Raw genomic sequence first — 20,153 nt, forward strand, 5'->3', positions numbered from 1 at the left:
GGTCGTCGGTCCAGCCGACCGCCCGGAACGGGCCCGGCTCAGTCGTGGTCCGCCGGTGTCAGGGAGGCACCCCAGAAGTCGGCGTAGCGGCCGGCGCGGCGGAGCAGCTCGTCGTGGCCTCCCTCCTCCACGATCCGGCCTCCGTCGAGGAAGGCGATGCGGTCGGCACGCCGGACGGTTCGCATCCGATGAGCGACCATCACGACCGTCCGGCCGGCCATCAGGCGTTCGATGCCCTCGTGGACGGCCGCCTCGTTCACCGGGTCCAGGGCGGAGGTCACCTCGTCCAGGAGCACGATGGGCGCGTCCTTCAGCAGCGCGCGAGCGATCGAGACACGCTGACGTTCGCCTCCCGACAGCAGCGCGCCGCCTTCGCCGACCTTCGCCGCCCATCCGCCGGGCAGCCGGTTGATCACCTCGTCCAGCCGCGCGGCGCTCGCCGCCGTCCGCAGCTCGGCCTCGGTGGCCTCGGGGCGGCCCAGCCGTACGTTGTCCTCAATCGTGCCGTCGAAGAGGTGGACGTCCTGGAAGACGATGGCGATCCGCGCCGTCAACACCTCGGTGTCGATGGCACGCACGTCCACCCCTCCTACGCGCACCGCGCCCGCGTCCACGTCGTGGAACCGTGCGAGCAACTGCAGCAGCGTGCTCTTGCCCGCGCCTGAGGGGCCGACCACGGCGAGCCGCTGCCCATCGGGCACCGTCAACGACAGGTCGTCGAACACCGTGCGGTCACCATGCCGGAAGGCGACGGACTCCACCTCCAAACCGTGACCCACCGGCTGGATCGGCTGCGGTGCCTCCGGCAGCGGCTCGGTGCGCAGGACCGCGTCGAGCCTGGCCAGTTCGGAGCGTGCGGCGCGGAGCTTGCCGCCGATGTCGGCCAGCGACAGGACCGGATCGGCGCAGCGGGCGGCCAGCACCAGGATCGTCAGCACCTCCGCCACACCGATGCTCCCGCCGAGCACGAGGTAGGCGCCCAGAACAAGCAACACGGTGAACATCGCCTGCACCACGAGCGTCAAGCCGATCATGCCGGGCAGCACCGACAACACGGTACGGCGGGAAGCGCGCTGAAGTTCCCGCAGCGCGTCGTCGAGCAACGCGAAACGTTGGACGCTCCGCCCGCCGGCGCGCAGCACCGGCTGAGCCTGAAGGAACTCGACGACCCGCCCGGTGGCCTCGGCGTCACGTTCGTGGCGGCCTGCGTCGTCCGCGGCCATCGAGCGGCCGGTCCAGATCTGGATCGCCGCCACGAACGGCACGGCGGCCAGCGCGGCCAGCCCCAGCTGCCAGTTGAAGGCGAGCATCACGCCGACGATCGTCACGGGGGTGACGAAGGCGGAGATGTAGGGCGCCAGCAGGTGCGCGATCGCGCCCATCGTCTCCAGCACGCCCTGGCCGGCCAGGACGGACACCTCCCCGACCCGGCCGGCGCTGTACCAGCCGAGGGGCAGCCGGGCCAGATGATCGCCGAGGCGGTGATACATCCCGCGCAACAGCGTGATTCCGGCGCGGAAACCCAGCAGATCGCTGACATAGCGCAGCACCGCGTAGATCACGACCGCGCCGCCGAACGCGATCAGCCACGGCAGCGCGTCCGCGGGGGCGCCGCCGAACAGGGCCCGCAGCACGGGAACCAGCAGGGCGTAGGACAAACCCTCGACGATCGCGGTCGTCGTCATCAAGGCCACGGTGCGACGCACCGGCCGGGCGTGATCATGGCCCAGGACGTGCAGCAGCATGCGGATCATCGGTACTCCCTGGATCGCCAGAAGGCGGCGAATCTCCCGTTCGCCGCCAGGAGGTCAGCGGGTCTGCCCTGCTCGACGATCGACCCGTTGTCCAGCATCACGACGGTGTCGGCGTCGGCGACCGTCTCAAGGCGGTGGGCGATGACCAGGATCGTGCGATCGCCCTCCAGCGCCCTCAGCGCCTGCCGTACCGCCTGCTCGGTCTGCGGGTCGGCGAACGCGGTCGCCTCGTCCAGCACCAGGACGGGCGTGTCGGCGAGCAGCGCGCGGGCGAGCGCGATCCGCTGCGCCTCGCCACCCGACAGCCCGGCCTCCTGCCCGATCACCGTGTCGTAGCCGTGTGGCAGCTCAAGGATCCGATCATGGATGTTCGCCGTCCGGGCGGCGCGCACCACCTCGTCGAGACCGGCGTGCGGTACGGCGAGCATGATGTTGTCGGCGACCGACGCGCGCAGCAGGCGCACGTCCTGGAAGACGAAGGAGACCGTCCGGTAGAGGTCATGGCTGCTGATCCGGCGCAGATCGACGCCGCCCAGGGTGATCGAACCGTGGGCCGGGTCGAAGAAGCGCGGCAGCAACCGGACCAGCGTGGACTTGCCGCCGCCCGAGGGCCCGACGATCGCGGTGACCGTGCCCGGTTCGAGGACCAGGTCGATCCCGCGCAGCACCTCGCGATCGTCTTCGTAGCCGAAGCGGACGCCCCGCAGTTCCACCCGGTGGCCCTGTGGCGCGATCGGGCGCGCGGGCTCCGGCAGCGGCGCAACCTCAAGCACGTCCCGAATCCGGCCGACCGCGCGCCTGGCGGCCTGCAGGTCGTCGAAGCCGTGGGCGATGAGGGCCGCAACCGGAGCTGTCAGTCCCAGTCCCAGCAGCAGGAAGGGCAGCAGGTCGGCCGGGGGCAGGCCACCGGTCGTGATCAGGACGGTGCCGCCGATCAGGACGACCAGCAGTACGAACGGCGGTGACAGCACCAGCTGCATTCCGGCGGCGATCACCGAGATGCCGCGCGCGAAGCGGTGGTAGACGTCGACGAAATCGTCGGTGGCCGTGCGGAACCTGCGGTGGGCGCGCCCGGAACCGCCGAACGCCTTGACCACGGAGATGCCCTGGACGAACTCGACGACGGAATCGGCGATCCGTCCCATGGCCGCGTCGAACCGCCTCTCCTCGCGCAGCCGGGCCGGGGTCATCATCAGCGGGACGTGCGCCAGGGCCAGCACCACCGGGATCAGCGTGATCAACGTGAGCCGCCAGTCGACGGTGAACAGGTAGGCCAGCGAGAGCAGCGGCACCACGAACGCGGAGACGAGTTCGCCGGGGGAGTGGGCGATGAACGGGTGCACGGCACTGACGTCCTGGCCCACCACCTTGGTCAGCTCGCCGGTCCGGCGCCGGGAGAACCAGCCGATCGGCACACGTCCCAGCCGCTCCGCCAGGTGCCGGCGCAGGGCCAGTTGCACCTGACCGTCGAGCAGGTGCCCGATTCCGGACGACGCGGCCGTGAACAGCAGCCGGACAAGCAAGCCGGCCGCACCGGCGATCACGACGAACCAGACACGATCGTGATCGATCGGGCCAGACGCCAGCAGGGCGCGCCCCAGTTCGACGACCGCCAGCAGCGGTGCCAGCCCCGCGACGGCGCCGATCACCTGCAGGATGACAACGGCGGTGAAGCTCCATCGGTAGGGGCGCAGCAGTCCCGCAACGGACTGTTCCCCCGTGTCGTCGGCGTCCGGTGAGGGTGGATGCTGCTCCCTCGGCGGTGCGAGGTCGGTCGTGGTCATCGTTCTCCTGTCTTCTCTGCGGGCCCCTGCCGGCCGAAGAGGGCCCTTCCGCCTGCGCGGCCGTTCGTCTCGCGGAGCAGTGCGGGCGTGCCGACCGCCGTCTCCACGGCTCGGTGCGGGCCGGGGCGGGCGAGGCAGTGGCATGCCTTCGTCGGTGTCACCGTGTGGGACGTGCCGCGGTGAAAGCGGCGTTCTCCGGCCCGGTCAGCCGTTCATCGCCAGGCCGTACAGGGCCGTGAGCGCGTCGTCGATGGCGTGGGGCCGCGGCTTGCCCGAGGAGTCGAGCCTGCTCCACCTCTGCAGGTTGATCGCGACGGACATCTGCCGCTTGGAGTCGGCGCTGGTCATGGAGATCGTTCCGGCGCCCCAGACCGTGCCGCCGCCGCCCCAGAAGGTGGTGCCGCCGGGGGCCTTCATCGGATACGTCCCGAGGCCGTACTCGATCGTCCTGCCCTCCTGGGAGATGACCGTGACGGTGCGTCGCATCTGCGCCAGCGACGACCGGCTGACGATCTCGCCGTCGAACAGCAGGCCGAAGAAGCGGTTGAGATCCGCCACGGTCGACACCAGCGAACCCGCCACACCCGCATATGACATGTCAAAGACGCTGAAGTCTCGCGGTGGGTCGATCATGCCGAACCACGCCTCGTACATCTGCGAGTGCGGCCCGCCGAGGTGCGGCCCGTCGGGAAACCCGGTGTCCTGGAGTCCGGCGCGCTCGACGACGTTCTGAGTGATGTACTTCTCGGCCGTGGTGCCGGTCACCTGTTCCAGGAGTTGGCCGAGGAGCAGGTAGTTGGTGTTGGAGTACAGCCCCGGCGTGCCGCCCGGGGCGCTGAAGGCGGGCGCGGTGACCCCCATCTCGATCAGTTCGACGGGATCGAACCGGGTGAACCGGTGGTCGTCCAGGCTCTGGGGCCTGGTGTCCGCGAGGTTGGGAAACGGCCCGAGGGAGGGATAGGCGTAGGGGAGGTATTCGGCGAGGCCGCTGGTGTGGTTGATCAGCATCCGGACCGTGATCGCATCACCTCGTGCGCCCGGGACCAGTTTCGGAAGGTAGCGCCTGATCGGTGCGTCGAGTCCTATCCGACCGCTCTCGACCTGCTGCAGGACCGCGGCGGCGGTGAAGGTCTTGGTGACGCTGCCGACACGGTGCCGCATGTCGGCGGTGACGGGGCGGCCGACGACGAGGTCGGCGACCCCGGCGGCGCCGCGCCAGACCTGGTCCTCGGCGCGCACCTCGGCGAACACGCCCGGAACCCCGGCCCGGTGGACGTTCTCGATGGCGGTGTTCAGCTTTGCGGGATCCAGCAGGTTCGTCATGACATGTGACCTTTCGTCTTCCTCGGATGAGCTCCGCACCGACCTGGCGGGACACGGCACGTCGGCCGGTACACTCGTGCACTCATTATGCACGCGGTGCGTGCAACAGCAAGTGCATAGATTGGTCCGAGATCGGTGGGAGGGGTGAAACGGCAGGTCGGGGAGGTCCTGGAGGTGGCCTGTGGCAGGCGCGGGCCACCCTCGGGGTTCGTCGCCCGTTCCGGGTGAACGCGACGACGGGGACGGGCTTGGCCCTGGCTCCAGCCGCCGGTATACCGGTCGGGTGGGCGCCGTCCGGCGGGCCGGGCCGCCGGACGTCCGGCTCCCGGCGGGCCGGGCCGCCGGTGCGGTCCGACGCCTTGGCGGACTCCGGCCGCACCTCGACGCGGGTGCCGGCCTTCTCGGCGAAGGTCGGTTCGCGGTCCGTCTCCGCTGTGCCGTCCCGGCTTTGCGGCCGGTGCCGGGGTCTGAGCGGGCACGGCTACTCGCGTTTGACTAGTTGAGACTACTCGTGTTTGAGTAGTCGGGTGAGCGACACGCGCATGTTCGTGCTCGGCGCCCTGCTGCGCGGTCCGATGCACGGGCATCAGATCCGCAGGCAGGCGCAACTGGACCGCACCGAACTGTGGACCGACGTCAAGGTGGGGTCCCTGTACGGGGCGTTGCACCGGCTGGTCGCCGAGGGCGCGATCGAGGTGGTCCGCACCGAGCAGGCGGCGGGCCCGGCGCGGACGGTGTACGCGCTCACCGCGGCCGGGCGCGAGGAGTTCATCGCGCTGCGCGACCGGACACTGCGTGAGGTACGGCTGCGGCCCGACCCGGTGGATCTCGCGTTGCACTACGCCGACGACCTCACCGAGGAGAAGCTGCGGGCACTGATCGGAGACCGGCGTGAGGCGCTGGTCGCCCGGCTGACGGCCTGGCGGCACCAGCGTGAGCAGGCCGAGCCGTACCTGCGCGGGCTGGAGCCGATGACCTTCGACCACACCACGGCACGCCTGCGGGCCGAGATCGCCTGGCACGAGAGCCTGCTGGAGCAACTGCCGAAACTGCTCGCCGCGAACGACCGCGGCCAAGCGCCGACGACGGAAGGACGGCAGGAATGATTCTGGTGACCGGAGCGACCGGTCCGGTGGGGCGGCACCTCCTCACCACGCTGCGCGGGGACGGCGCGGAGGTGCGCGCCCTCAGCCGCCGTCCCGAGACCGCGAACCTGCCGCACGGCGTTCAGGTGGTCGGCGGTGAGCTGGGCGAGCCGGCGTCGCTGGCGCGGGCGTTGACCGGCGTGGAAGCGGTGTACCTGTTCTCCGCCGGGCGGGCGGCCGGCGGGTTCGCCGCGTCCGCCGTACGCGCCGGGGTCAAGCGGGTCGTGGTGGTCTCCGGGCTCGACGACGACCCCGCCGACGTCGAGCGGCCGTTCACCGACGCCGGGCTGGAATGGACCCATCTGCGGCCCAACGCGTACGCCTCCAACGCGCTGCGGCACTGGGGCGACATGATCCGGTACCAGGGCGCGGTCCGTGTCCCGTACCCGGACGCGGCGACCGCTCCCGTCCACGAGGCCGACCTCGCCGCCGTCGCCGCGATCGTGCTCAGGGGTGGACACGCGGGCCGGCGGTATTCGCTCACCGGACCGCGGTCGCTGACCTTCCGCGAGCAGGTCGGCGTCCTCGCCCGCGCGCTGGGCCGTGAACTCGCCCTCGTCGAGGAGACGCCGGACCAGGCCCGCGAGCGGATGTCCCGCTACGGCATGCCGGGCTCCGTCGTCGACGAACTCCTGACCATGTGGGCTGCCACCGCCGGAACGCCCGCCATCGTGTCGCCCGTCGTCGAGCAACTCACCGGGCTGCCCGCCCGGAGTTTCGCGCGGTGGGCCGACGAGCACGCCGACGACTTCCGCTGAGGGCCGTCATGCTGCGCAACCGCGTCTTCGCCTGGCATCGGGAGTTACAGGACGTCCACCACCGCCTGGAAAAGGCGCTGGAGGACGCCCGCAGGGCCATCCGCTCCGGCGAACGCGCCCAGAGCCTCAAACCCGAGCTCCGCGACTTCTGCTACACCTTCTGCTCCGCCCTGGGCAGCCATCACCGCAGCGAGGACAGCGACTTCTTCCCGGCCTTGCTGCAGCAGATGCCCGAGCTGGAGCCCACGATCGCCCGCCTGGGGCGTGAGCATGAGGTCCTCGCACGCCTGCTCGCCGACTTCCAGGCGAGCCTCGACGATTCACAGTCGTCACCACAGCGGCTCTTCCGGCAGATCAACGACATCAAGGCCGCGATGAAGGCTCATTTCGGTTTTGAGGAAGGCTCCCTGAACCGGGCACTTCGTGCTCTTGATGTTCCGAAGAGCGACAGGAACCGCATGTTCGGGGACGTCTGACCGATGGCCTCTTCACGCAGCCGGGGCTCCGCGGCCGCCGTCTCGTCACGGCGTGTTCGCCCACCGCCGGAGGGGGTTGCCGTAGTACTCGGGAAAGACCGGTTCCGGCCTGGCAGGAGCCGGCGGTGTACGTGACAGCGGCGCGCACTTCGTCGGGCGCGCCGCCTCGGTCGTCGGCGGAACCGGGACACCGGCCGATACCGCTCCTGACGGTTGATCACGGACGTGTTCGGTCACCTGACGGAGGCGCCGGTGTCACGGCGATGACACTTGATCCACACGCGAGCCCCGTCCGTCTCCTTGGAGATCGGTGGGGCCTGTTCAGCTTTCTGACTTCAAGACGGTCACGCCTCTGATCGCCCCGCCGCCGGGAGGCCTGACGGTGGAGGTGGCGCCGACGGGGGCTTTCTGCCCCGAGTCCGAGCCACAGTAGTTGACCCACGGGTTGACGAAGCAGTAAGACACAACGATCTGGTGGTAGCCGGTACCGGTGGAACAGTAGGAGCTGATGGACCCGTCGCTCCCGTAGGAGATCGAACAGGAGTCGGGCAGGGCATGGGCGGGCGTGGCAACGCCGGTGACGACGGCAGCGGCGATGAGAGCGCCGCCGGAGAGGGTGGCGGCGGCACGTCTTACTTTCACGCGCTGGCTCCTTCCGCGAGGTCGATACCTCGTACTGTTAGGAAAGTTTCCTTATCGGGGAACTTAGCTGGCGTGATCGGCATGTCAAGATGCCTGTCCGGTCCGTCGTTCTCCCCGCAGCGCCCGGCATGCGGTGACACTCACGGATGTCAGGTGCCAAGGTCCTCAAGCTGATGACCGGCCCCGGACGATCGGCAAGCAGCCGGCCGCCGACGGCTCCCCGTCGCCGACGGAGAGCCGACGAGGATGCCGCCTTTCGCCACCGCTGCGGCGGCGAAAGGCGGGCTCGGGGGCATTGGGCTGGAAGGCGCCACCCCCTTGAGTCGGTGCGTGCCCGGGACCACCGGGTAGCGCGAGAACCTGGGAGATCGAACCGGGAGCCGGATCCTCCCAAGGCAGGGCTGGCTCCGCCTACCTCAAGTACTGTGACTTCGCATGATCGAATCCGAGATTGAGATCAGCGAAGACCTGGTCCGTGACCTACTGCGGGAACAGCATCCGGATCTGGCCGAGCTGCCTATCCGCGAGGTGGCGGGCGGCTGGGGCAACCAGATGTGGCGCCTGGGAGAGGAGTTGGTCGTCCGGATGCAGCGGATGGACAACGGCCCCGATCCGCAGCTCAAGGAGCGGCGCTGGCTGCCGGTGCTGGCCTCGCGGCTGCCGCTTCCGATCCCGACCCCGGTGCGGAGCGGTGCACCGTCCGAACGCTTCCCCAAGATCTGGACCGTCATGACATGGGTTGAAGGCACACCGCTGGACCACGGCTCAATCACCCGCGGGGACCACGCGGCCGACATGCTGGCGGCCTTCCTCAAGGCGCTGCATGTGGAGGCGTCCGCCGACGCGCCGGACGCCTCAGACCGTGGCGGCCATCCCAAGGAGTGCACGGACGGCTTCGAGTACTTCCTGCGGACCGTGGATCTCGGGCGTTTTGCCGAGGACGACATCCGGGCCGTGTGGGACGACGCGGTCGCGGCTCCCGAGTGGGAGGGCCCGCGGGTGTGGGTGCACGGTGACCTGCATCCCGCGAACGTCGTCGTGGCGGACGGCACACTGGCGGGCGTCGTCGACTTTGGCGACGTGTTCGCCGGCGACCCGGCGTGGGACCTTGCGGCCGCCTGGGTGCTGCTCCCCACAGGGGGTGCCTCACGGTTCTTCAACGGCTACGCACAGGCGGATGAGGCGACGATCCGACGGGCGCGTGGGCTGGCCGCGATGAAGAGCCTGTTTTTGATGCTGATGGGCCAGAACGGGGACCGTGGCCTGCCCGGCGGCAAGCCGAACTGGGGGCCCGCAGGCCGGTCGGCACTTGAGCGTGTCTTGAAGGGCCTTTGACCGGGGCGTCTGGATCAATCGGATAGCCGTTGGCGGTAAGCCGGTGCAGGACGTTGTCGATCACGGCACCGCCGGGTGAGCCGAAGCCCGCCCGGCGGTCTCCACGGCGAGACGGTCCTGGTGCCGGGCCTTCCTGCGGTGGTTTCGGATGCCGGCCGGAGCGCCGAGGTAGTTGCGGTCCGCCCCGGGGCACGCCTCCCGGTAGCCGCTTTCGACCGCGGCCTCGCGGATGCCGAAGCCGTGGTGAGCGATAAGCCGATCGACACCGGCCGGCCACCGCTCACGCACCTCGGCGGGCCGGTCGTCCACCGAGAACTCGCTCGGCGGCCCGGGCGGCACCAGCCAGCCGGGCAGGGAGCCGAGGACGGCGAACAGGTCGGGGCCGGTCAGCCCGATGCGCAGGCTCTTCAGGGTTTCCCTCGAAACGCGCTCACCTTTGGCGAACGACCGGAGGGCCCGGAAGGAACGGTGCCGGGAGCCCGGAGCGGCCGTTCGAGCGCGCTACAAGAGCGTTGCAGCCGAGCCACAAGCGGGCTTCCCTAGCCTTGGGATCATGTTGACGACCCTGGTTGTGACCGCCTCTCTCCTGTTCACCGGCGCGCCCGCGCAGAGCGTGGCGACCAAGCCGCTGACCTTCCGCGGCATGACGCTCCAGATTCCCAAGACCTGGAAAGTCGGAAAAGAAGACATGTGGGGCATCCACGTCAAGACCGGCGGCTGCGACCGGCTCGCCGTCGAGTGCCGCGGGTTCTACCTCGTCGGGCCGGAGGGCATCTCCCTGGGCCGCCACGGCAACCCCTACGATCCCAAGGAGCAGTACCACCCGGGTAACGGGCTCTCGGCCTGCGCGCCCGACAAGCGCTACGTGGAGGACTTCCCCGGCAAGCTCGTCGCACGTGCCCTCCGCCCGGTGGGCGCGGGACACCAGGCCACCTACCGCGTCTGGCGCGTCGGCTGCACGACGCAGTCGGCCAAGAGGACCGGCGTCTCCTACCAGGAGCGGATCTGGTACCTGCCCACGTCGAAGATCCTCATCTTCGACCGGTGGAGCGACAGCCGGCTCGGCACGATTCTCAAGCGGGCGACCTGGAACTGAGCCCGCCGGTCGCGCCGCTTGCCACCACGGCGAAACAGAGCAGGTGCGAGAACGGCCGTGGCGGCAGTGGCGATCAGCACGAACCGCCGTCGCGCCAGGACGTGGAGCGACCGGCTGCCGCCTGACCGGCATCCCGGCGGCCGGCGCCCTCCTGCGGCTCTCCAGGAACAGGAGCTTGGCGACGCCCAGCGGTACCTCGCCATAGGGCTGGACGTGCTGCCGGAACAGCGGTGTCAGCCCGCGACGGTCGCCTCGATGCCGTCGAGGAGTACGGCCAGGCCGGTCTCGAAGCTCTTCCTGGCCTCACGTTCGAGGTAGGGCAGACCGTCGTCGTGCGAGGAGGTGGCGGCCGTCGCGCCTTCGAGCCAGGCCACGGCGGGGAACCGTTCGGTCAGGCCGGGGGCGATCTCCAGCAGCGTGGCCGAACGGGCGAGCCACCACTCCTCGTCGGAGACGCCGGTGGCGGCGGGGGCCTGCCGTACCTCGGAGACCGTCCCCGCCGAACCGCGCAGGAAGTGGAACAGCGTGCCGACGACCCCCCGGATCCGGGGGGCGTCGAGGCCGGTCTCACGCAGGATGCGCACCAGCGTCTCAAGGCTGAGGTACTCGTTGGGACCGAGCACGGGCCTGGCCTGCGACACCTGGAGCACCCAGGGATGGCGCAGGTAGAACTCCCAGGTGTCGCGGGCCCACACCGTCAGGGCCGCCCGCCAGCCCTCCTCGTGCCCGTAGCCGGTCGGCAGCTCGCCCAGGACCCGGTCGTACATCAGGTCGACGAGCTCGCCCTTGCTGGGGACGTAGGTGTAGAGGGCCATTCCCGAACGTCCGAGCCGTTCGCCGACCGCCCGCATGGACAGCGCCGCCATGCCTTCGGCGTCGGCGAGGGCGATCGCCGTGTCCACGATCAGATCGACGCTGAGTCCCGGTTTCGGACCGGGCCGGGACTCCTCGGCGGGACCGGCGGAACGCCACAGCAGAGCCATGGAACGGCGCGCGTCGCCCTGGCCCGCGAAGACGACCACCTGTGGCTCCCTCCCGTCTCCTTACGCCCTAAAGCTATCAGCGGGCCGGATCAGCCGGTGATCAGGCGTTGCAGCGCGGGTGCGTAGAGGTCGGCGATGCCTTCGGCGTCGGCCTGCGCTGCTGCGCCCGAGGGGTGCAGCGCGAGGGTGGCTCCGAGCCCGAGCAACTGGCCCGCGACCAGTTCCGCCCGCAGGGCGTTGTCCTGGCCGGGGAGCAGCGTGGTCAGCCGCGCGGTGACCTGCTCGTGGAAGCGGTCCCGCAGCAGGGAACGCTCATCGGTGTTGCCCAGGGAGAACACGACACGCAGCATCGGATCCCGCTGGAATTCGCGGCGGCTGCGTACCAGCGTCAGCACCATGTGCCTGCCGAGCGCCTCAAGGGGGGCCGCGAAGAGCTCGTCGGTGTCGGGACCGAAGTCGGCGACGGTGTTGAAGAGCTGTTCCTTGCTGCCGAAGTGCTTGACGATGAGCGAGGCGCTCACCCCCGCGTCCGTGGCGATGCCGCGTAAGGTCACCTCGGCGTACGGGCGCAGGGTGAAGGCCCGCCGGGCGGCGCGCAGGATCGCGTCCCGGCCGCTGCGGGTTCCGGTGTCCCGGGATTCCTCGGTCTGCCTTCCGGTGGTGTGCACGCTCATGGGCTGCTCTCCTGGGCGAGCGCCGCCGGTGGGCGCTCCGCTGCGCCCGCCGTACGGTCCTGCCCGACGGTATACGGGGCCGGAGCCTGTCCGCCCGGTAGACACAGAGTGACGGCCAGAGCGAGGAGCGCGGCGGCCCCGGCGATGACGAAGACCGTCAGGTAGGCGCCCAGGGTCGGCACGGTACGGCCCGCGACCTGGAAGGTGACGTGGGCGAGGACCGCGGCGACGACCGCGCTGCACGCCGCCTGGCCGATCGACCTCATCAGTGTGTTGAGGCCGTTGGCCGCGCCGGTCTCGCTCACCGGCACCGCGCGCATCACGAGCGCGGGCAGGGCGGAGTAGGCGATGGCGGTGCCCGCGGACACCACGGTCGCGCCGAGGACGATCGTCCACAGCTGGTGGCTGGTGAAGAAACGCACCGCGTATCCGGCGGCCATGCATGCGGAGGCGACCGCCAGGGTGACCTTGGGGCCGTAGGCGGCCGAAATCCTGGCGGAGACGGGGGACAGGAACACCATCGCGACACCGCCGGGCAGCAGGCACAGGCCGCTGACGACGATGGAGGCGCCCAGGCCGTACCCGGTGCTCGTGGGCTCCTGCACCAGTTGCGCGGTGGCCAGCGAGTTGGCGTAGAAGGCGAAGCCGATCAGCAGGGCGGCGAGGTTCGTCAGCAGCACCGCGGGCCGCGCGGAGACCCGCAGGTCGACCATGGGGGAGGGGGCGCGCAGTTCGTGGGCTCCCCAGAGCAGCCCGATCAGTACGGCGGCGGCCAGCAGGGCGAGGGTGGGAGTGGAGGTCCAGCCCCAGTCGCCGCCCTGGGTCACCGCCAGCAGCAGGCTGACCAAGGAGGTGGAGAGGCCGAGCACGCCCAGGACGTCGGGCCGGCCGCCGGCGCGCAGCGGTGACTCGGGCACGTAGCGCAGTACCAGTGCGATGTCGAGCAGGCCCAGACCCACCGAGACCCAGAACATGGTGTGCCAGTCGGCGTTCTCGACGACCAGCGCGGCGAGGGGGAGCCCGATGGCGGCGCCGATGCCCAGGGTGGAGCTCATCAGGGCCACCGCGGAGAGCAGCCGGCCGGGTGCGAGCTCGTCCCGCATGATGCTGACGCCGAGCGGCATGACGGCGAGCGCGGCTCCCTGCAGGGCACGGCCCGCGATGAGCACGCCGATCTGGGAGCTGGCGGCGCACAGCACCGATCCCATGGTCAGCAGGCCGAGGGAGGCCAGCAGGACCTTGCGTTTGCCGTACATGTCGCCGATCCGTCCGAGAACGGGGGTGCAGACGGCGCCGCTGAGCAGGGTTATGGTGACCAGCCAGCTCGCGGCGGTCGGGGTGCTCCCGGTGAGCGCGGGGACGTGCGGCAGGAGAGGGATGACGAGTGTCTGCATGACGGCCACGACCACGCCGCAGAAGGCCAGGACGGCGACGAGGAGGCGCGGATGAGGAGCCTCGGCTGGTTGAGGGGGCACTGCGACTCTCCATGGGAAGGGGGACAGGGGGTGCACATCTGTTCACCTCCAGCGTAAACGGATGTGCACTCCAGCGGGAGCCCATTCCTTGAAGTTAGTGATCTACATTGTAAAGGCGCCCGCTTGGGCCTCAAGATCAAAAACAACAAAGGACTGAAGACCCTCCTCCAAAGAGACCCGGGCGGCCCTGGGGTGTGGTTCGGCGTTTCGCAGGTAGCTGCTCGAAATCGGCTGTCCGGGCTGCCGGAACCGTGCGCCGGCCCCTGCCTCAGGGCGCGAAGTTCTCGCCGATGCGGTGGTGTCCGGCGGGGTCGGCGTGGTCCGTCTCGCCATATAGGTCGCGGCCGTCGAGGTGGTGCAGGTTCGGGGTCGTCGGCCGTGCGTTGTTCGACGATTTGGTGATTGGGTCGCGGATGATGTTGGGCGTGAGTCGGTCGGCGGCGTGTTCGGCTGGATCGCCGGTGGTCTTGAATCGCAGGTCTCGCTGTCGAAGTCGGGTGCGAGGGGGCCTGGGGTGTCCTCCTGGATTGGGTACAGGGGTGGTGTTTGTGGGTGTCTCTCGCGGATGGCCTCGAGGAGGCGGTGCGCGGCGGGTCTTGACGTTGGTCATGTCCGCGGGAGTGCCCTGCATGGCGTGGGCGGTGAACGGGTCCGGCAGTGTGCTGCCGCTGAAGCCGAGGTTGGCCACACCTTCACCGAGTCGCGCCCCACGTTCACCGCCTTCTGCTGAGTCGGTGTCAGTTCGATTGAGCCAGGGCGGTTGGGTGGTGTCGGTTGCCTGGGCTCCTGATGATGGCTCTTCTGCGACTCCACCGCCGTGGGGTTCCTGGCTCGCCTGTGGCGACGCGTCGAGGGCATGGCCACCGGTCGTCCGTCGCTCGTGGGTCTGCTTCATGGGCTGCGGTATCTGCTGGACCAAACCGGCCTGCTGGTGTGCGTTGAGCTGTGCGACAGCATCGACCGGGCTGTTGCCAATCTGTCCCTTTCGGTGTGGGAGCTCGTCCTGGCTTCGCCGCTACCGAAAATCTGTAGTGGTCAGAATAGACATCTGCCGTAAGGGGGGTTAGGATTTCTGGCATCGCAAGGAACGGATCCACGAGGGCAGAGCAGTAGGTAGGCATCACGACGAACTGCCCGGACGGACGTGGATAGCAGGAGATGACGTAGGTGGACGGGCAGAAGGTCGGACGTGCCGGGGCCAGCAGGATCGAAGGGTCCTTGCCGTGGACGCGCTGCCGAAGTAGTGACAGATGAAGTCGAAGTAGAGATACCGAAGGGAGTGTTGAACGCCATCAGGATCGCCCGTCGTCGGCTGAAGTTCGCCGCACGGGTACCGCACCTCCACGGATTGGACGGTGGTTTACGGTTACGCTTACGCGATCCCCGCACCCCTGCCTTTGCGGGCGGCCAGTGTGGAAGCAGTGAGTCGGCCATAAGGCCGGTAGATGGTGTTGAACCTCTGGGCCCCGGCGCATCATGGCGCCGGGGCCCTCGTCCGCGTTAGGGAAGGTTGTATGGATCAAGCAGTCACATCCCCGGGCTCTCACCCCCGGGACACCGCCGAGAAGGCGGAGACGGAGGCGGCTCGGACGCTCCCCGACGTGGCCGGTGGCAGGCCCGGCCGGAAACTCGACGATGAGGATTACCCCGCTTACAGCATGGGCCGGGCCGCGGAGGTCCTCGGTGTCACCCCGGCGTTCCTGCGCAGTCTGGGCGCCGCCAGGCTGATCGAGCCGCAGCGCTCCGAGGGCGGTCACCGCCGTTACTCGCGCTACCAGCTGCGCCTGGCCGCCCGCGCCCGGGAATTGGTCGACCAGGGCACCGCTCTGGAGGCCGCCTGCCGCATCATCATCTTGGAAGACCAGCTCGCCGAGGCCCTGCGCATCAACGCCGAACTGCGCCGACGCGGCTGACCGGCCTCCGCCTGCGCGGCCCGCGTCCTGTTGCCCGTCCTGTTGCCCGTCCTGTGGCGCGGCCGGGTGAGCGGCAAGGAGCCGGCCCGGTGCTCGGCCGGAGTCGTCGGGGTGCATCAACTCTCGGCGGGTTCGACAGTGGGCAGGTCCGGCAAGCGGTGCACCGGTGCCGCACCTGCCCGCTGTCATCGAATGGGCGCACGCCGGTCCCCGGGCACGCCGTCCCTACGGTCTGATGGTGGCGGGGTTATTGAGGCTTGGCGGACGTCCGCGCTCCGGCCTCTGCCTCCTCAGCAGTGCGGCTGGCACTCCAGATCATCGTCCGCTGGTGGACCCGTCGGCCGTCGTGCCGGAGGCCGGGCACCAGTGGTGCCGGGCCGTGCTCGGCGAAGCCCATGCGCTCAAAGAACCGCACCGCCCGGGTGTTCTCGACCAGGGTCTGCAGGTGGCAGCCGGGAGATCCGGCCTTCCTGAGCCTGTCAAGCCACCGGCTCATCAGCCCGTCGGCGGCACCTGTCCCTCGCGCTTCGGGTGCCACGTTGATGTGCAGGTGCGCGGGCCACCTGGCGTCGGTGAACTCGCCGACGCCAGGCTCCCTGCGGACCGCGGCCCACGCCAGATCGGCCAGGCTGCGCGCGAAGAAGGCCGCGGGCCTGGGTCGGAAGACCAGCCGGTAGGTCCGCATCGCCTTCTCCATGCGCTCGCCCTCCCCGGGGAACCTCGCACTGTCGAGGCATCCCGTCAGGTAGCCCACCAGGGCGCCCCCGGTGACGGCGACGAAGAGCGAATCCGGTTCCAGCTCCATGTAGGGATCCAGGTAGACGGCCGCCTCCGAGTCCACGTGCCCCCACAGCGACGCCGTGGGAGCGCCCTCGCCCACGCGCTCGAACAGCTCGCGCAGCTCGGCGCGGTCACTCCGTGCGAACGTACGGATCTCCATGACGCCTCCCTTATTGTGTACAGCCTACTCTGTACGTCATACACGATTATTGTGCTATATGACGTACACAGATTCCGGCCGCACGAGAGGATGTTCCATGGCAGAGCTGCCACCCGTCGTGGCGCGGATGTGGGACCGCGAACCCACCACGCGCAGAGGCCCGAGGCCGCGCCTGGACCTGGCCACGATCACGACGGCCGCCATCGAGATCGCCGACACCGAGGGGCTGGCCGCCGTCTCCATGAGCAACGTCGCCGCCCAGGTGGGCGTCGCTCCGATGGCGCTCTACCGGTACGTCGGCAGCAAGGACGAACTGCTGACCGTCATGGCCGACAGCGCCGTGCCCCCACCGCCCGAACGCGAGAACCTGTCCTGGCGCGCCTACCTCGCCACGTGGACCCGGCTCACCCGCGACCTCCTGCTGTCCCGGCCCTGGCTGCTGGACCTGCGCCAGAGCACCCCGCCCATGGGGCCGCGGCGACTGCTCTGGCTTGACCGGGCTCTGGACGCGTTGTCCGGTACCGGGCTGGACGACGGCCAGAAGTTCAACGCCGCCACGGTGCTGACCGGCTACGCCCTCACCGACGCCACACTCACGCACTCGCTCGGCGCCGGTGGCAAGGAGCTCGCGGCCAGGGCCAAGGGAGCCACCGAGTACGGCGAGATACTCACCGAGGTCCTGGACCCCGCGACGTACCCGGCACTGTCGGCCATGGTGCGCTCCGGCCTGCTCAGGGACTCCACCGGCTGGACGGAGGACGCCGACTTCCGGTTCGGCCTCGACCTCCTGCTGGACGGCATAGAGGCGCTGATCGCCCGCCCAGCCCGGTAGGGGTGCCGTTAACGAACGTGTCGCCAGCCCCAAACGAGCGCCGTCTCTTCAGTTCACGGCCCCTTACGGGGCGGGGGCTTCGGTCGCGTCGTCGTGATCGCGGAGCATGCGCAGCACGGTGGCCGGTGAGGGGTGCTGGCTCTTTTTCCTGCCGCGGGTGATGACCAGGCGGGCGGCGATGTCGCACAGGCTGAGGTTCCGGCCGCGCAGGTGCAACGCCATCGACAGCATGGATTCGTCGGTGACGGTGGCGCCGCCGATGTGCTTGCCCCGGGTGCGGGCCGGCTCGTGACTTCCAGAGTGCGGTCGCGGACGTACCCGCGCTCCATGTCCGACAGTGCCGTGAGCACGGTGAAGACGATCCCCGTCGGGTCGTGGCTGCCCTGCAGCTCGCCGGACAAGAACTCCAGGCCGATGCCCGCCGCCCGCAGTTGTTCGGCCAGCGCGACCAGCTCGCTGCCGCGCCCCAGCCGCTTGTGCTCGTGCACGACCAGAGTGACCGCCAGGCCCGAGGCCCGCATCTCGGCCGCCAGGGCGAGGGCTCGCTCGAGTTCGGGGCGAACAACGGCGCGAGTGATGCCGGTGGCCTTGAGCGCGTCGAGCTGGGTGTCGAGCGACAAGCGGGCGGTGTGATACTGCGCCGCCACCTTGCCGCGCCCAGTACGGCAGGGCGAGCCAGCCGGAGCGGCGCAGGAGGTCATCGGGCAGTCGCGGGCTTCCACGCGCGCGAAGTCGTCATCCGTCACCGCCGAAGTGTTTCAGGCGTGCGCGGTGATCCAGGTGAACAGCGCCGAGACGTGCGCGAGGTGGTTGTTGACGGTCGTCGGCGCCATCGGCGCGGGCGTGCCGTCGCGGCCGCGGTTGCCGGCGGCGGCCAGGTGGTCGCGCCAGGCGCTCACCTCGCGCGGGGTGACGGCCGAGAGCCGGTCGTGCCCGAGCCGTCGGTGATCCAGGCGGCGAAGCGCTGCAGATGCCGGGAGATCTTGGCGCTGACCTCAGCCGAGCGGACCCCGCGCACGGCCAGTTCGAGGTAGCGCTCCGTCCACACCGGCAGGCTGTCGTCGGCCAGATCGAGCCGGTCGGGAAGCCCCGCTACCTTTCGTGAAGTGATTTCGGCGCGATCCGGAGCCGGGCTGAGCGAGGCCGAGCTGGGCGTGGAGGACGGCATGCAGCCAGGGTCACTTCACGGAAGGGCTGTTTCCTGAAGAGAAGTGAGGCGGCCCGCCACCACAACGAATGGCCTGCGCGTCGCGTTGGGCCATCGTCAGCTCTGGAGTTTCTTCCGTACGTGGTCCGCCCCTTCGGAGTCCCGCGGTTCCGTACCGCTCCCGACGCCCGGTCGGATTCATGCCGCTGCGTCGTCGTCGATGCCGAGGGTGACCGCCAGGTCGCGCAGGCACTCTTCGAAGACGGGCTCCAGGTCGGTGTAGGCGAAGTCCAGTTGGTGCAGGACTTCCATGCACAGCAGGCCGTACAGCCTGATCCAGCACGACAGGAAGACGTGGGCGGCTTCGGGCGGCAGTCGCCCATCGATGGTGGCGGAGTAGGCGGTCAGTTGCTCGCGCAGGGAGGCGGACAGGTCGGCTGGGTCGGGCACCGGGAACGGCCGTGTCCGCCACAGCTCGACCGTCAGGTCGAGCAGGACCTGCTCGAAACTCAGGGCGGCCTGGTGACGCACCGAGCCGGCACCGCGGTTCGGCGGTGCGATGGGGCTGGCGAAGATCCAGCCGAACTCGGCCGGGTGGGCGATGGCCCAGGTGCGCATGGCCCGGCAGACGGCCAGCAGGCGGTCGCCGATCGGCGCGCCGGCGCGGGCGTCGCGGGCCTGCTCCATGATGGCGGTCAGCTCGCGGAAGAAGTCTGCGGTCACCGCGCCGACCAGCTCGTCGTGGCCGGCGTAGTAGTGGTAGAGAGCCGGGCCGCTCATGCCGACCTGCCGGGCGACCGCGTTGATGGTCACCGCGGCCGATCCCTGCTCGACCAGCAGCCTGCGCGCGGCCGCGTGAATCTCCTCCAGGGTGGCCTGGCGCAGCCTTTCCCGCCTGCTGGTGTGTGCGGACATCGTCACCCCTTGTGTTGTTTCTTTGGCGCCGTTGACATCTTAGGGCATCTATGTTTCCTTAATGCCTCTAAATAACCTAGAGGTCGTAAGGAGCGAACATGGGACTTGCGTGGTGGATCCTTCTCGCGGTCGTGGTGCTGGTTACGGCCGTGTGGTGGCGGATGTCCAGATCCGCCCACCTTCGGCGGCGCAAGGACTCCTGACATGGCACCTACGATGCGCGACCGCTTGTTCGGCAAGTACGCCATGGAGGCGACCGTCACCGTGGCCCAGCAGGTCAACCCCGCCATGCGCCGGATCCGGCTGGAAACCGACCAGCCCGTCGCCTTCCCCTACACCCCCGGCCAGCACGTCAGGATCCAGCTGAAGGACCCGCTGTCGGTGTCGGGCATCCTGCGCCCGGCCGAGACGCTGCGCACCTACACGATCTGGGACCTCGACCCCGGCAGGAAGGCGATCGAACTGCGCATCCACCTGTACGCGGGCGACGGCATCGGACTGAAGTGGGCGCGGGCGGCACGGCCCGGGAACCGGGTGACCTTCTGGTGGCCGCAAGGTGACTTCTTCACCCGCGAGGCCGACTACCACGTGTTCGTCGGAGAGGAGACCGCCGGCGCCGCCTTCGGACCGATGATCAGAGCGTTGGGAGCCTCGACCGAGGTGTACGGCGTCCTGGAGAGCGAAACCCCCGAGCACGACCTGCCCATGCCCGGGACGCCGCCGCTGCGCCGCGTCCACCGCCACGGCGCCCCCGCTGTCACCTCCCCGGTGCTGCTCGCGGCCGTGGCCGAACTCGACCTGCCGGGCAATGCCGGAGCCGCCTACGTGGCCGGGGAGGCGAGAACCTGCCAGTTGGTGCGCGATTTCCTGGTGCGCGAGCGCAACTGGCCACGGGCCTCGATCAAGACCAAGCCGTTCTGGGCCCCGGGCAAGCGGGGCCTGCACTGACCGTCAAGGAGAC

The 20,153-nt window shown here is 69.8% G+C and carries 22 protein-coding genes; 8 read left to right on the top strand and 14 right to left on the bottom strand.

The window, feature by feature from the left end; all coding sequences use genetic code 11:
- Positions 1 to 38 precede the first annotated feature (38 nt).
- The 3 genes from ABZ463_RS23195 to ABZ463_RS23205 all read right to left on the bottom strand — a co-directional run bounded on the left by ABZ463_RS23195 (position 39) and on the right by ABZ463_RS23205 (position 4,861).
- Positions 39 to 1,754, bottom strand: coding sequence for an ABC transporter ATP-binding protein (locus ABZ463_RS23195; protein ID WP_362778816.1), 1,716 nt, complete (start codon positions 1,752 to 1,754; stop codon positions 39 to 41).
- Positions 1,751 to 3,538: an ABC transporter ATP-binding protein gene (locus ABZ463_RS23200; protein ID WP_362778818.1), complete on the bottom strand. Its 1,788-nt coding sequence runs from the start codon at positions 3,536 to 3,538 to the stop codon at positions 1,751 to 1,753. The genes ABZ463_RS23195 and ABZ463_RS23200 overlap by 4 nt, the downstream gene beginning before the upstream one ends.
- A 204-nt stretch (positions 3,539 to 3,742) precedes the next feature.
- Complete coding sequence (locus ABZ463_RS23205) at positions 3,743 to 4,861, bottom strand: serine hydrolase domain-containing protein (RefSeq protein ID WP_362778821.1); 1,119 nt, start codon at positions 4,859 to 4,861, stop codon at positions 3,743 to 3,745.
- A 527-nt stretch (positions 4,862 to 5,388) separates the two neighbouring features.
- Between ABZ463_RS23205 and ABZ463_RS23210 the strand changes: the two genes are divergently transcribed.
- The 3 genes from ABZ463_RS23210 to ABZ463_RS23220 are packed head-to-tail and all read left to right on the top strand — an operon-like array spanning position 5,389 to position 7,240.
- Positions 5,389 to 5,967, top strand: a complete 579-nt coding sequence (locus ABZ463_RS23210; RefSeq protein WP_352013344.1) for a PadR family transcriptional regulator — start codon at positions 5,389 to 5,391, stop codon at positions 5,965 to 5,967.
- On the top strand, positions 5,964 to 6,764 hold the full coding sequence (locus ABZ463_RS23215) for an NAD(P)H-binding protein (protein WP_362778824.1): 801 nt from the start codon (positions 5,964 to 5,966) through the stop codon (positions 6,762 to 6,764). The genes ABZ463_RS23210 and ABZ463_RS23215 overlap by 4 nt, the downstream gene beginning before the upstream one ends.
- An 8-nt stretch (positions 6,765 to 6,772) precedes the next feature.
- Complete coding sequence (locus ABZ463_RS23220) at positions 6,773 to 7,240, top strand: hemerythrin domain-containing protein (RefSeq protein WP_352013346.1); 468 nt, start codon at positions 6,773 to 6,775, stop codon at positions 7,238 to 7,240.
- A gap of 321 nt (positions 7,241 to 7,561) precedes the next feature.
- Here the strand turns inward: ABZ463_RS23220 and ABZ463_RS23225 are convergent, their stop codons facing one another.
- The gene (locus ABZ463_RS23225) at positions 7,562 to 7,882 is read right to left on the bottom strand and encodes a hypothetical protein (RefSeq protein WP_352013347.1); all 321 of its coding nucleotides are present in this window, start codon (positions 7,880 to 7,882) and stop codon (positions 7,562 to 7,564) included.
- 435 nt (positions 7,883 to 8,317) lie between these two features.
- Between ABZ463_RS23225 and ABZ463_RS23230 the strand changes: the two genes are divergently transcribed.
- Complete coding sequence (locus ABZ463_RS23230; protein WP_362778828.1) at positions 8,318 to 9,217, top strand: aminoglycoside phosphotransferase family protein; 900 nt, start codon at positions 8,318 to 8,320, stop codon at positions 9,215 to 9,217.
- Positions 9,218 to 9,277: 60 nt separating this feature from the next.
- Here ABZ463_RS23230 and ABZ463_RS23235 read toward each other — a convergent pair whose 3' ends face one another.
- Positions 9,278 to 9,526 carry a hypothetical protein gene (locus ABZ463_RS23235; RefSeq protein ID WP_362778830.1) on the bottom strand — a complete coding sequence of 83 codons (249 nt, stop codon included), beginning with the start codon at positions 9,524 to 9,526 and terminating at the stop codon, positions 9,278 to 9,280.
- Positions 9,527 to 9,770: 244 nt separating this feature from the next.
- Here ABZ463_RS23235 and ABZ463_RS23240 point away from each other — a divergent pair, with 244 nt between their 5' ends.
- Complete coding sequence (locus tag ABZ463_RS23240) at positions 9,771 to 10,313, top strand: hypothetical protein (RefSeq protein ID WP_362778833.1); 543 nt, start codon at positions 9,771 to 9,773, stop codon at positions 10,311 to 10,313.
- A 233-nt stretch (positions 10,314 to 10,546) separates the two neighbouring features.
- Here ABZ463_RS23240 and ABZ463_RS23245 read toward each other — a convergent pair whose 3' ends face one another.
- The 4 genes from ABZ463_RS23245 to ABZ463_RS23260 all read right to left on the bottom strand — a co-directional run bounded on the left by ABZ463_RS23245 (position 10,547) and on the right by ABZ463_RS23260 (position 14,340).
- Complete coding sequence (locus tag ABZ463_RS23245; protein ID WP_352013351.1) at positions 10,547 to 11,335, bottom strand: TetR/AcrR family transcriptional regulator; 789 nt, start codon at positions 11,333 to 11,335, stop codon at positions 10,547 to 10,549.
- Positions 11,336 to 11,385: 50 nt separating this feature from the next.
- Complete coding sequence (locus tag ABZ463_RS23250; protein WP_352013352.1) at positions 11,386 to 11,970, bottom strand: TetR family transcriptional regulator; 585 nt, start codon at positions 11,968 to 11,970, stop codon at positions 11,386 to 11,388.
- Complete coding sequence (locus ABZ463_RS23255) at positions 11,967 to 13,445, bottom strand: MFS transporter (RefSeq protein ID WP_362778838.1); 1,479 nt, start codon at positions 13,443 to 13,445, stop codon at positions 11,967 to 11,969. The genes ABZ463_RS23250 and ABZ463_RS23255 overlap by 4 nt, the downstream gene beginning before the upstream one ends.
- Positions 13,446 to 13,713: 268 nt before the next feature.
- Positions 13,714 to 14,340, bottom strand: coding sequence for a hypothetical protein (locus tag ABZ463_RS23260; protein WP_362778841.1), 627 nt, complete (start codon positions 14,338 to 14,340; stop codon positions 13,714 to 13,716).
- A gap of 619 nt (positions 14,341 to 14,959) precedes the next feature.
- Here ABZ463_RS23260 and ABZ463_RS23265 point away from each other — a divergent pair.
- Positions 14,960 to 15,358, top strand: a complete 399-nt coding sequence (locus tag ABZ463_RS23265; RefSeq protein ID WP_362778844.1) for a MerR family transcriptional regulator — start codon at positions 14,960 to 14,962, stop codon at positions 15,356 to 15,358.
- A 247-nt stretch (positions 15,359 to 15,605) separates the two neighbouring features.
- Here the strand turns inward: ABZ463_RS23265 and ABZ463_RS23270 are convergent, their stop codons facing one another.
- Positions 15,606 to 16,298, bottom strand: a complete 693-nt coding sequence (locus tag ABZ463_RS23270) for a GNAT family N-acetyltransferase (RefSeq protein ID WP_362778847.1) — start codon at positions 16,296 to 16,298, stop codon at positions 15,606 to 15,608.
- 97 nt (positions 16,299 to 16,395) lie between these two features.
- On the opposite strand from ABZ463_RS23270, the gene ABZ463_RS23275 reads away from it, so the two are divergent.
- The gene (locus ABZ463_RS23275) at positions 16,396 to 17,130 is read left to right on the top strand and encodes a TetR/AcrR family transcriptional regulator (RefSeq protein ID WP_362778849.1); all 735 of its coding nucleotides are present in this window, start codon (positions 16,396 to 16,398) and stop codon (positions 17,128 to 17,130) included.
- Positions 17,131 to 17,183: 53 nt separating this feature from the next.
- Here the strand turns inward: ABZ463_RS23275 and ABZ463_RS23280 are convergent, their stop codons facing one another.
- From ABZ463_RS23280 to ABZ463_RS23295, 4 genes are all read right to left on the bottom strand, one after another.
- Positions 17,184 to 17,876 carry a recombinase family protein gene (locus ABZ463_RS23280; RefSeq protein WP_362778852.1) on the bottom strand — a complete coding sequence of 231 codons (693 nt, stop codon included), beginning with the start codon at positions 17,874 to 17,876 and terminating at the stop codon, positions 17,184 to 17,186.
- Between the two features lie 12 nt (positions 17,877 to 17,888).
- On the bottom strand, positions 17,889 to 18,029 hold the full coding sequence (locus ABZ463_RS23285; protein WP_362778855.1) for a hypothetical protein: 141 nt from the start codon (positions 18,027 to 18,029) through the stop codon (positions 17,889 to 17,891).
- Positions 18,026 to 18,298, bottom strand: coding sequence for a hypothetical protein (locus ABZ463_RS23290; protein ID WP_362778857.1), 273 nt, complete (start codon positions 18,296 to 18,298; stop codon positions 18,026 to 18,028). The genes ABZ463_RS23285 and ABZ463_RS23290 overlap by 4 nt, the downstream gene beginning before the upstream one ends.
- Before the next feature lie 177 nt (positions 18,299 to 18,475).
- Positions 18,476 to 19,192 carry a TetR/AcrR family transcriptional regulator gene (locus tag ABZ463_RS23295; RefSeq protein ID WP_362778860.1) on the bottom strand — a complete coding sequence of 239 codons (717 nt, stop codon included), beginning with the start codon at positions 19,190 to 19,192 and terminating at the stop codon, positions 18,476 to 18,478.
- A gap of 204 nt (positions 19,193 to 19,396) precedes the next feature.
- Between ABZ463_RS23295 and ABZ463_RS23300 the strand changes: the two genes are divergently transcribed.
- On the top strand, positions 19,397 to 20,140 hold the full coding sequence (locus ABZ463_RS23300; protein WP_362778863.1) for a siderophore-interacting protein: 744 nt from the start codon (positions 19,397 to 19,399) through the stop codon (positions 20,138 to 20,140).
- Positions 20,141 to 20,153: the final 13 nt, after the last annotated feature.

The organism is Streptosporangium sp. NPDC020145 (assembly GCF_040631275.1).
Taxonomy (GTDB): domain Bacteria; phylum Actinomycetota; class Actinomycetes; order Streptosporangiales; family Streptosporangiaceae; genus Streptosporangium.